The sequence below is a fragment of the Streptomyces sp. NPDC088707 genome, assembly GCF_044752725.1.
Lineage (GTDB): Bacteria > Actinomycetota > Actinomycetes > Streptomycetales > Streptomycetaceae > Streptomyces.
In genome coordinates this window covers 55,558-65,842 of record NZ_JBIVLV010000016.1, presented here as the reverse complement: position 1 = coordinate 65,842, position 10,285 = coordinate 55,558, and the positions used below count along the sequence as shown (strand labels likewise).

General features: G+C 71.2%; 9 protein-coding genes. 5 read left to right on the top strand and 4 right to left on the bottom strand.

The genetic code is table 11. From position 1 onward, the window contains the following. Nucleotides 1-342: 342 nt before the first annotated feature. Both ACIP84_RS35165 and ACIP84_RS35160 read right to left on the bottom strand, forming a co-directional pair. Nucleotides 343-873 (bottom strand): GNAT family N-acetyltransferase, encoded by a 531-nt coding sequence (locus ACIP84_RS35165; RefSeq protein ID WP_401803680.1) that lies wholly within the window; start codon nucleotides 871-873, stop codon nucleotides 343-345. Next, nucleotides 870-2,123, bottom strand: a complete 1,254-nt coding sequence (locus ACIP84_RS35160) for an XRE family transcriptional regulator (RefSeq protein ID WP_401803678.1) — start codon at nucleotides 2,121-2,123, stop codon at nucleotides 870-872. The genes ACIP84_RS35165 and ACIP84_RS35160 overlap by 4 nt, the downstream gene beginning before the upstream one ends. Nucleotides 2,124-2,279: 156 nt before the next feature. Between ACIP84_RS35160 and ACIP84_RS35155 the strand changes: the two genes are divergently transcribed. The 5 genes from ACIP84_RS35155 (at nucleotide 2,280) to ACIP84_RS35135 (ending at nucleotide 6,289) form a co-directional block, all read left to right on the top strand. Then, on the top strand, nucleotides 2,280-2,666 hold the full coding sequence (locus ACIP84_RS35155) for a hypothetical protein (RefSeq protein WP_401803676.1): 387 nt from the start codon (nucleotides 2,280-2,282) through the stop codon (nucleotides 2,664-2,666). After that, nucleotides 2,663-3,088, top strand: a complete 426-nt coding sequence (locus ACIP84_RS35150; protein ID WP_401803674.1) for a DUF6415 family natural product biosynthesis protein — start codon at nucleotides 2,663-2,665, stop codon at nucleotides 3,086-3,088. Before ACIP84_RS35155 ends, ACIP84_RS35150 begins: the two co-directional genes overlap by 4 nt. Nucleotides 3,089-3,324: 236 nt before the next feature. After that, nucleotides 3,325-4,815: a pyridoxal phosphate-dependent decarboxylase family protein gene (locus ACIP84_RS35145; protein WP_401803672.1), complete on the top strand. Its 1,491-nt coding sequence runs from the start codon at nucleotides 3,325-3,327 to the stop codon at nucleotides 4,813-4,815. Then, nucleotides 4,812-5,480 (top strand): hypothetical protein, encoded by a 669-nt coding sequence (locus tag ACIP84_RS35140; protein ID WP_401803669.1) that lies wholly within the window; start codon nucleotides 4,812-4,814, stop codon nucleotides 5,478-5,480. Before ACIP84_RS35145 ends, ACIP84_RS35140 begins: the two co-directional genes overlap by 4 nt. Beyond that, a complete protein-coding gene (locus ACIP84_RS35135; RefSeq protein WP_401803668.1) occupies nucleotides 5,477-6,289 on the top strand; it encodes a hypothetical protein in 813 nt (270 codons plus the stop codon). Before ACIP84_RS35140 ends, ACIP84_RS35135 begins: the two co-directional genes overlap by 4 nt. Before the next feature lie 149 nt (nucleotides 6,290-6,438). On the opposite strand, the gene ACIP84_RS35130 is transcribed toward ACIP84_RS35135, so the two are convergent. After that, nucleotides 6,439-7,614 carry a hypothetical protein gene (locus ACIP84_RS35130; RefSeq protein WP_401803665.1) on the bottom strand — a complete coding sequence of 392 codons (1,176 nt, stop codon included), beginning with the start codon at nucleotides 7,612-7,614 and terminating at the stop codon, nucleotides 6,439-6,441. Then, entirely contained in the window at nucleotides 7,611-10,274 is a 2,664-nt protein-coding gene (locus tag ACIP84_RS35125) for a hypothetical protein (protein ID WP_401803663.1), read from the bottom strand. The genes ACIP84_RS35130 and ACIP84_RS35125 overlap by 4 nt, the downstream gene beginning before the upstream one ends. Nucleotides 10,275-10,285: the final 11 nt, after the last annotated feature.

The following is a 10,285-nucleotide window of genomic DNA, read 5'->3' as shown; positions in this document are numbered from 1 at the left end:
AGGCTCCACCACCCGCAGCAGACGCAAGGTCCCTCTCCGCGGCACGGACAAGCCGCTCAGAGCCGCAGCGGCAACGCGGCGTGGAGCGCTTACGGTGCGCGACGAGGCCGGAAAGATCACTCAGCCAGACCGCACTACGACGAAGCAATGTGTACGGAGCTGCCGTCCGCGATCTGGGGGCCCGCGCGGTTCAGCCCTGGGGCCGGCGGGGTCGTCGCGTCCGGCCGCAAGAGCAGTATCCAGAGCCTGGAGCGCGGCAACTTCTTGTACCGGCAGACGGAGCACATCCCCAGCGGCTCAGGCGCCACCTAGAGTCGTCGAAGGGCTCTGCTGTATACGAGGTCACCCAGCCGCGGGCTTGCCAGGGAGGCCGTGGACCATGACGAGGAAGTTCGGGGAGTCGGGGAACGGTTGCCGGCGGCCGACGGGTTGGTAGCCCCACGTTTCGTACAGCGCCTGCACCCTGTCGTGGCCGGGGTCGACGAGGAGTGCGGCCAGGGCCTCGGGCCGGTCCTGCAGGAGTGCGGCGTGCAGCTGCTCGGCTGCCCCGGTCTTGCGCCAGCGGGGGCGGACCATCAGCTCCGAGACGCTGAACGTCGAGTCGTCGGCTGGTGCTTCGGGCAGGTGCTCGCGCCACCATTCGCGGCCCGGGCGGGCGGGGGCGCCGTAGGCGAAGCCGACCGGCTCGTCGCCGTCGTAGGCGATCACGCAGGAGAAGCCGGGATGGGAGCCCCAGTGGTCGACGAACCAGGGGAAGCGCTGAGCGAACTCGTCCATCTCGTCGGCGTAGGCGTCCGCGTGCACGGCGAGGAGGGTCTGCCGGATGCCCGGCAGGTCTTCGTGCCGGAAGCGACGGAGGGCTATGGCGGTCATGCGCTGGTCCATTCGGTCCGGTACCGGTCCGTCCACTCGACGGCCATGGGGTGGGGGGCTCGGGAGAGCAGCTCGCGCTGGAAGTCGCCCAGCACCCTGCGCATACGTCCCGGCAGGGGCGTGCCGGCCATGATGGTGAAGACCTGGCCACCGGAGGCGCACGCCTGCTCGGCGTCGCCCTGGTGCAGCTGCGCGAGGGCGAGCCGCGCGGTGGTGTAGGCCCTGTTGCGGCGGTACGTCTCCGGCAGGACCGCCAGCGCTCTGTGCGAGGCGGCCTCGGCCTCTGCGGCGTCGCCCACGATGTCACGCACGATCGCGGTCAAGGAGTACAGCTCCGCCGGTCCGTAGAACGCGATCCACGCGGCCCGGGGCTGTGCCGGATCTACCTTGGCCAAGGACTCCTGCGCGCGGCCCAGGCAGTTCAGCGCCGATCTGCGGTCCCGGCCGTGGGCGAGGCCGACGGCGGCGCGGGCGTGCGCGAGGGACGCGTGCAGCGGCGAGCGGCGTGCGATGGCCGTCGTCAGGGCGGCCTGAGCGGATGCCACCGCCTCGGAGTAGTCACCGCGCTGCCGGGCGAGCATCGCCCGCAGGTTCCACACCTGCATCACCATCTCGGGGTCCTGCGCCAAGCCTGCAAGAGTGAGGGACCTGTCCAGGTGCTGGCCGGCACCGTCGAGCCGGCCGGCGTCGATCAGTGACCACGTGGCCGCCGCGGTGAACGCGGCGGCCAGAGAGAACAGCCGCTCGCGGGTGCGCGCCGAGGCACCCTTCTCCTGGAGCCGGGCGGCCTCGTGCGCGCCGGCGAGCGCCGCCTGCTCCAAGGTCGCGTGCCCACCCCGATGGTCATCAAGCGTCCTCAGAGAGTCGAGCTGTGCCCGCAGCCGCAGGACATCCGAGGTGCCGACAGATGGAGCGGGACCTGCCAGGACGAAGGACGCCGACGCCCCGACGGTCGAGTTCAGGAAGGAGCGGCGGAGCATGGAGTCCTCCGGGGGAGTGCTGGTCTTACGGCGCCGGTCGGCGAACCCTAAGTCCTGGGCGGACCGGCCGCTGATCGCTTCCAGAGCCAGGCGCACCGCGATCCGGGGCCAGGTCGTCTCGCCTGAGCGCCACTTGCGCACCGTCACATCGGAGAGCGTGCCCGGCTTTCCGGTGCTCTGACCGATCGCCGTGTTCAGCTCGGTCGCCAGATCAGGGGCCGTCCAGCCCTCGGTGTCCATCCACACGATGAACGCCTCGTTGCGCGCCATGCGATCCACGGTAGACCTGTCGCGCGCCTCGGCGAGAGTCAACGGATAGTCAAGTCGCTACGGCCAGGTCGAGTGACGCGACGCAACTCGCTGTGTCCTGAACCACCCTGGCGGCAGTTACCTGGGGGAGCACCCGGAAGAACGTGGAGGAGAGTCATGTTCCCCATCGACCCGCCCAGGGCACCACGGCAGCCCACCGCGGTCGCCCTGTACGCGGCCGACCCCGATCCCGGCACGGTCCGGGGGATGCTTGCGGCCGCGGCCGGCGTCGCCGTAGCGCGCGGCTGGACGGTCGTGGACGGCGGCGCAGTCTCCGACGACTGCCTGCTGACCGAGGCGCCGCAGTCCCGGCCGGGCTGGAACCGCCTCCGCGAGCTCGCCGAGCTGCGCCGGATCACCATCGTCCTCGTCCCGGCCCTTGGACACATCGGATTCACCTGGGCGGTATGGCTCGCTGAACAGCGGTTCCTGCATTGCCGTGGAGTGTCCGTCGTTTCCGTCGAGCCGATGCTCGACGCCATCCTGACGGGAGAGAACCGGTGACGTACGGCAGCATCGTCCACGACCCAACCGGCTCTCTGGACGCCGACATCCCGCTCGACCGCAGCCTCCACGAACAGCTCGCGGCCACAGTGCTCAGCTGGACGCCGGGGGATGACACCCTCCCGCCCCCGGCCGGCATCGAGCAGGTCGCACTTCAGCTCACCGGCTACGCCAACCTTCTTGTCCGCGAGGTGCAGTCGACAGCCATGGCGCTGCCGCGAGACGGACAGGCGTCGACCGTGGCGGCCCGGACCCTGGCGCACATCGCGATCGGGGAGGCCGTCAGGCGCCTGAGCGTCCCGCCGGTGCCCGGGCGGCATCCCCTGCGGGTGGCCCAGTCCCAGGCCCGGCTCGTACGGGCTTTGCACGTCGCGCTCGACCGCGTTCTTGCCGCGGCGCCCGTCACCGTACCGAGCCCGTGAAACTGCTGCGCGCAGGCCCCGCCCGGACGGGGCCTGCGCGCAGCACGGGCCCGCCTGCCAGGGGCGGGCCCCCACAGCCCCCGTACCCGCGCCGGAAGGCAAGGAGTGCGGGCTCGGAGCCCCTTCGAGTGAGCGCCTCGCGCCGTCGGAGGTCTCCGCACGCAGCATCGCCCCGGACACCTCCCCACCCGGGAGGGCCGGGGGCACCTTCACTGAGCCCGAGAAGGAGCCCTGTCATGCCTCTGCTGAGCGAGATGGACCGCAACAGCGCCATCGCCCTGCTGAACCAGCTCGTCACCGTCGGCGTCGACTTCAAGCTCGACGACCAGGTGACCCGCAAGCGCCTCGCCCCCGCCGAGATCCGCGACCTCCTGGTCACCGACCTGCCCGAGAGGTCGACCGGCGTCCCCTCCGTGGTGCAGGAGCTCGTGGACACGGTCCTGCCGATGTGCAACAACGAGGCCTCCCCGCGGTTCCTCGGCTTCGGGCACACGGGCGCCGACGTCGCCGCACTGGCCGGCGGGCTGCTCGCCCTGTTCGCCCAGCAGAACCTCATCAACCAGTCCTTCGCCGCCCCCTCCGCCACCTTCACCGAGATCGCCGTCATCCGCTGGCTGCGCGACCTCATCGGCTTCACCAACCCAGCCGTCACCGACGTGAAGACCGTGTGGGACGTCGGCGGCGTCACCACCTACGGCGGCACCGGCTCCAACACCACCGCCATGATGCTGGCCCGCGAGAACATCGCCCCCGGCACCATGCACGAAGGCGTCACCGACGCCACCCGCATGCACATCGTCGTCCCCGCCGGCATCGGCCACTACAGCGTGAAGAGCGCGCTGGAATGGATCGGCTGCGGCGGCCGCATCATCGAGGTACCGACCAAGGGCTACCGGTACGACCGCACCGCCCTGGACCGCACACTGAAAGACCGGCAGGGCGAGATCATGTCCGTGGTCGCCTACACCGGCGACAGCCGCACCCAGACCGTGGAAGACCTCCGTGCCGTCCACGACATCACCCGCAGCATCGACCCCCAGATCTGGCTCCACGCGGACGCCTGCTGGGGCCTGATGTGTGCCTTCACGCCCGAACTCGGCCACAAGCTCGCCGGGATCGAGGACTTCGACTCCATCACCGTCGACCCCCACAAGGTCATGGACATCCCGTACGCGATGTCCGCCCTCCTCGTCCGCGACCCCGCCTCGCTGCGGCTCGTGTCCTCCTATTCGGACCTGATCATGCAGGAGGACTTCGCCTTCGGGCAGGTCACCCCCTTCATCGGCACCAAGGAATGGTCGTCGATCAAGCTTTGGGCGATGATGCGCGCCCACGGCCGCCGAGGCCTCGCCGACCTCATGCGCCGCCGCCTCATCACGACCCGCACCTTTACCGGCCTCGTCGACGACAATCCCCGCCTGCTGCGCCTGAACGACCCCGACATGACCGCCGTCGTGTTCATGTACCTGCCCACCGGCCACGACCCCCGCCATCCCGACATCGAGCGGATCAACACGATCAGCAAGGCCATCCACGCGCGGATCCTGGACGAGGGGCGCTGGCACTTCCACCAGTTCTCCCTCCCCGACGACACCGGCCGCCTCCAGCAGGGCGCCACGCTCCACCCGCTGCGCTTCATGGGCAACAACGGCCGCATCGCCGAGAGCCACATGCGAGACGCCCTCGCATACGTCACCGGCCTCGGCCGGGCTCTGGAGCAGCAGTGAGCACCCGCCTGTTCACCGCGGCCGCAGCCCTGCACCCGGCCCGCGACGGCTACGCCCTCGCGTACGGCTCCCACGCCACCCGCCCCAGGCCGGCATCTGACCTCGACCTCCTCTACACCGGGACCGCCCCGCTGCCGCCCGCCCGCCTCGCGCGTCTCATCGACGGCGTCAAGCGGCTCCACGCCGACCACGGCCTGGACATCGACGAGGAGGTCGCCTTCACGTCCAAGCTCTACGCCACCACCCGGGAGATCGAGAACGCAGCCCGTCTCGGCGGCTTCGAGGGCGTCACCGACTACGCCACACCCGTCGGAGATCCCGACGCCCTGAACTCGCCCCGGTTCAAGGCACGCCTCCTGCTCAACGCCCTGACCACGCCCCACGTCTTCCTGACGGGGGACGTCCACGGCTACCGCCGACACGTCGCCGCCGCGGAACGAGGAGCCGCGCTCCTCGCCCTGAGGATCACCGGCGCCGGAAAAATCCCTCTTGCCCGGGCTGCACACGCCCTACTCTCGTCACCGGAAGGCCTGACGGAGAAGTACTTCCTCGGCTACCGGCACGAGACCCACCTCCACGCGGTACTGCACCGGGGCCTGCTCCACCTGGCCCAGGAAGGCCAAGTCCACATCGACCGCGACACCATCACCTGGAGAGCGACGTGACCACACCCACCTGGGACGACCTCCCGCCCGCGCTCCGCGAGCGGATCGCCGACCAGCTCACCGCCACCGGCCCGGCCCAGCCCGTGGCCGGCGGATACACCCCCGGCGTCCGCGTCCGCATGCCCCAGGCCGACGGCCGCGCCGCCTTCGTCAAGGCCATCCGCACGACCGACCCGTTCGCCGCCACCTACCGCACCGAAGCGGCCATCAACCGCGCCCTCCCTGAAGGGCCCGGCCCCCGACTCCTGGCCGACACGGACGCCGACGGCTGGGTCGTCCTCGCCTTCGAGCACATCGACGGCCGACACCCCGAACTCACGCCCGGCTCCCCAGACCTGCCGCTTCTCCTGGACGCCGTCACCACCCTCCACGACACCCTCACCCCGAGCCCCTACCAGGACGCACCGAACTTCGCCGACCACCCGGTCGTCGAACGGGCCGCGGAGCACCACGAGGCGATGAGGGGCGACACACTCCTGCACTGCGACATCCGCACAGACAACCTCCTGCTCGACGACGCCAACGTTCGCTTCGTCGACTGGGCCAGTGCCCACCGGGGGGCCGCCTGGCTCGACATCGCGCTCCTCGTGCCCCAACTCATCCTGGCCGGCCACGGGCCCGAGGACGCGGAGAAGCACGCCGCCCAGGTCCCCGCCTATCGCAACGCGCCCGAGGCGGCGGTCACCGCCTTCGCCTCCTCGATCACCGCCTACTGGGCCGATCGAGCCGACCAAGGCGGCCCCGAGCTGCGCCAGTACCGCCATCGCGCCCGTGAAGCAGGGCGAGCGTGGGAGGCACACCGCAGGTAGCTCCTGGGAGGTCGGAACGCCCCCCCCGAGTCAGCAGGCGCCGGCCACCTAGCGCCCCCAATCCACGCATGGGCGCACCCACATGAGCTGAGCCCCGGCGCCAGACGCCGGGGCTCAGTCCGCTGAGTAGGAACGGTCTGCCTGGTGTTCTATCCACCCTGGGGGAAGTACGGCGGGGCCCAGCCGAGGTACGTGGCGCCCCACACGGATTCGATGTCGCCCGCGTCGACGACGTCGATGTAGCCCTTGCGCCGGATGTCGTTGGAGGCGATCTTCCCGCCGCCGAGGTACAGCGCGACGTGACCGGCTCGCTGTCCGGTGTCCCAGTACATCAGTGCTCCGGGCGGCGGCCTGCGGTCGCGGTCGTGGCGCAGGGCTGCGGGCATCTGCCAGTAGTGATCGACGGCGTACTGGACGCCGGAGTAGGACCAGCCGTAGGTCCGGGCGACGAACGCGAGACAGGCCCGGTACCAGTTCCGGCCCCCAGCGGCGGCCTCTTGGCGCGCCCAGGTGATCGCTGCGGCTGTAGAGCGGGGGTTCCTGACAGAAGTGGGCCAGCCGGCACTGCCGTCATGGAACACGGGGCTGCCCGGCGAGTTTCCATGGCCGACACCAGATCGGCTGAGCTGGTCGTAGGTGCGGACGTGCCCGATGACCTCGGTCGCGTACGTCCCGGACTGGTTGTAGCGGAGTACCGCCTTGCGTAGCTGCGCCTCGTCGGTGAGGTTGTTGTGTCCCGTGCCGCACAGGTAGAACGCGGTGGCCTGGGCGGCGTCGAAGATGTTGTGCGGGTCGCGGATGCCGTCGCCGTTGCCGTCCTGCCCGGAGGGTCCCTGCCAGGTGGAGGGGATGAACTGCATAGGGCCCACCGCCCGGTCGAAGACGGCATCTCCGTCGAGGGTGCCGTTGTCGGTGTCGCTGTGGACGCTGGTGTTCCCGCCGGCGCCTGAGCCGTTGAGCGGCACGCCGAGGATCCTGGGCGTCACGTCGCCGTTCGCCGAGACTCTGCGGCCGGCGGCGTGGCCGGACTCGACCTTGCCGATACCCGCGATGACGGACCAGCGCATCCCCAAGCACTTCGGGCGGAGCGTGGTGACGGCATCTGACGCTTTGACGTAGGCGCTGAGGACGACGGGGCCGATCCCGGGGACGCTGGACGGCGTCGCGTCTGCCGGCCCTGGGGCGGACCTCCCGCTCTCTTCCTCGTTGCCGGTCGCCCCGCTGGCTACGGCGGCGATGAACAGGACGAGGAGTCCGATGACGAATGCCAGAGGGGCGAGGACGACCGAACCGACGGTCAGCGCTGTCCTGGTTGACGCGCTCATGGCCGGCCCGGGCGGCGCGGATTCGGCCTCACGGGCGGCGTCCTGCGGGCAGGGCGAGGCGCCCGAGCAGGAGTGGGCGGGGCAGCCGGAGGAGGAGGCGTCTGCGGGGTCGGCGGGGCAGCGGGGGGCTGAGGTGGCGGGGGAGACGCGGGCTGCGGAGGCTGGGCTTGGAGGCGGTGCAGCCTCTGCCGGAGCATGGCCTGGGCCGGTCCGGCCGGAGGCTGCACGACCCGCGGTGGCGCCGGACGCCGACGCATGGCAGGCACGGCCGGCACAGCGGGTACGGCAGGAACGGGAGCAGGAGTGGCTGCGAGGGCGGGAGTACGCGGGCGGGGTGCTGGACGCGGGCGCCGTGCGGGCGGGGCGGGCGGGTAGGGGCCGGGCCTGTGCGGGGCGTTGTAGCGGCCGAGTCCGCCCCGGCCGGTCACGATCCGGCCGAGCGAGCGCAGGTTGTGGGTGTACTCCCCGCTGAAGTTCGCCACGGGTGCCACGACATTCTGATGGACCGCCTGGACCGCGCCCTGAACTCCGGCCACCGCGCTGCCGGCCACGGAGGCAACCTGGCCGGGCAGGGCCGCGGCCGCGGCACCGACCCGGCGGGCCGCGCGGGGTCCGTAGACCGGCAGGCCGATGGTCGCCTTCAACCCGAACGCCGTCGTCTTCGCCGCGCCCTTGGCCCCGGCGAGGGCCGTGCGGCCGGCGAGGTTCGCCGTCCCGGCCACTGCCCGCCCGGCGCCGCTCAGAGCCTTGCCGCCCAGACGCGCGACCGCCCGGCTGGCGCCGGCCCGGCCGATGCCGACTGCCGCGCTGGTGCCGCCGGTCGCGGCGAGCGCGCCGAGCATGAGCCCGCCCACCACCAGCTTCCGGCCCATGCCGCCGCGCTGTGGCCGGGCGAGCTCGGACGGAGATACCGCCCCGCCTGCGACGCTGCTGCCGACCCGGGCCCGGGCGCGCATGGCCAGACCGCGGGTGGCGCGGGTCAGACGCTTTCGGTAGACGAAGGCGCCGACGACGACGCAGTCCAGGACGACGAAGCGGATGGTGATGCCGCCGGGGATGTCGGTGTCGGAGGCGTTGAGGACGGCGTTGACGACGACGACGAACACCGCGATGGCGGTGACGGAGACGATGAGGAGGGCCAGGGAGCGGGCGATGGCGGTCGCGCGGTCCCAGAGCCAGCCGCGTCCGGGGCCGGGCAGGACTCCGAAGGCCAGCGCGACCTTCGCGATCATCGCCTCGAGGGCGATCTGCAGTTGGGCGAAGAGGAAGCTGAACGTCAGCGCGATCATGAAGAAGCAGGTCAGGAATGCGGCGATGACCATGAAGAAGGCGCCGCCGACCTTCTCCATGCTGGCCTTCTTCGCCGACGCGGCGCCGTCCTTGACGCACGCGGCTTCGAACTCTTTCAAGGGCCCTTTGGCGGCGAGCTTCTCGCGGACGACCGTCTCAGCGGGCTGGGTCGCGGTGTCGACGAGGTCGCTGAGAGGGCCGCCGATGAAGGGGACGTCCTGGACGTACTTGTTGTCGGCGGCCAGGATCTCGTCGATCTTCTGGTCGAAGACGGCCTGGGAGATGCGGGACTGGCGGAACAGCGTGCCGCACTGCGGGCCGCGGCCGCTCTTCGGGTCCTCGAAGGTCCGTCCGTAGGAGAGCATCATGGCCGGGCGGGCGACGAACGCGTCGACGAGGGCATCGGTGATGGGCCGGGCGATCGAGCCGGACGAACTGCGCACCCGCTGTCCGACTGTCGATCCCTGCCCGGCCTTCTCCCATGTGCTGCCTGCCGTCGTCGTGGCGGTGCCGCCGGCGTCGATGGCTTCTTTGTCCAGGACGAGCGCGGCGGTTTCCACCGCCAGGGCGCGGACCGTGGCGACCGCGCCGTGGTCCTTGGACAGCAGCATCTCGGGCGGCGAGGCGAGCGCGCCGATGGCGAGCGCGGAGATGACCATCGCCGCGGCCATCTCGCCCCAGCCGCGGGCCCGGTTGCCGAACATCAGGTGCCAGGACGCCACCACGGCCGAGAACGTCAGGAACAGCGCGGGCAGCCCCAGCTGCATGATCACCCCGCTATACAGCGAGGTCGAGACCTGGAGTGCGGGCTTGAGGAGCAGGCCGGCCAGGGAGAACGACAGTGCCCAGGCGATGAGGAAGCAGGCGAAGGAGACCAGCCACTTGTTGCAGAGGAACATCATCTCGACGAGGAAGTGCTCGACCTTGAGGTCCCAGTCGTTCCAGTCGCCGGTGTCGGCGTAGATCCGGTAGGCAGAGACGGGGATGTTGTTGCGGTCGGTGACCTCGAACGCGGACAGCACACCGCCCTGGGATGCCTGGGTCTTGAGGTAGTTGTCCACCTCCTTGTCCCAGTCTTCCCTCGCCTTCTTCGCCTTCGCCGCCTTCTCGGCGGCTGCCTTCTTCTCCGCTTCCCTGCCGATCTCCTCCAGCGTGGTGCCGTTCTCGGGCGGGGTGAGGACCGGGCCGGGCGCGAGCGGGTTGTCCGGATCGACCGGCGGCGCGAGCGGCCAGGGTGCCGTCGGGGAGGGGGTGGGCGTGGGCCTTGGGGCGGCGGCGGCCACCGCGGTCAGCGTCAGAGATGCCACGCCGGCGAGCAGCAGCAGGACCACCGCGAGCAGCAGCGCCCGGCCCGGCCGCGCCCACCGCACCACTGCGACGG

Excerpts from the sequence above, each read along its gene's own strand:
- ACIP84_RS35145 (WP_401803672.1), top strand. The coding sequence starts at position 3,325 with ATGCCTCTGCTGAGCGAGATGGACCGCAACAGCGCCATCGCCCTGCTG.
- ACIP84_RS35165 (WP_401803680.1), bottom strand. The coding sequence starts at position 873 with ATGACCGCCATAGCCCTCCGTCGCTTCCGGCACGAAGACCTGCCGGGC.
- ACIP84_RS35130 (WP_401803665.1), bottom strand. The coding sequence starts at position 7,614 with ATGAGCGCGTCAACCAGGACAGCGCTGACCGTCGGTTCGGTCGTCCTC.
- ACIP84_RS35155 (WP_401803676.1), top strand. The coding sequence starts at position 2,280 with ATGTTCCCCATCGACCCGCCCAGGGCACCACGGCAGCCCACCGCGGTC.
- ACIP84_RS35160 (WP_401803678.1), bottom strand. The coding sequence starts at position 2,123 with ATGGCGCGCAACGAGGCGTTCATCGTGTGGATGGACACCGAGGGCTGG.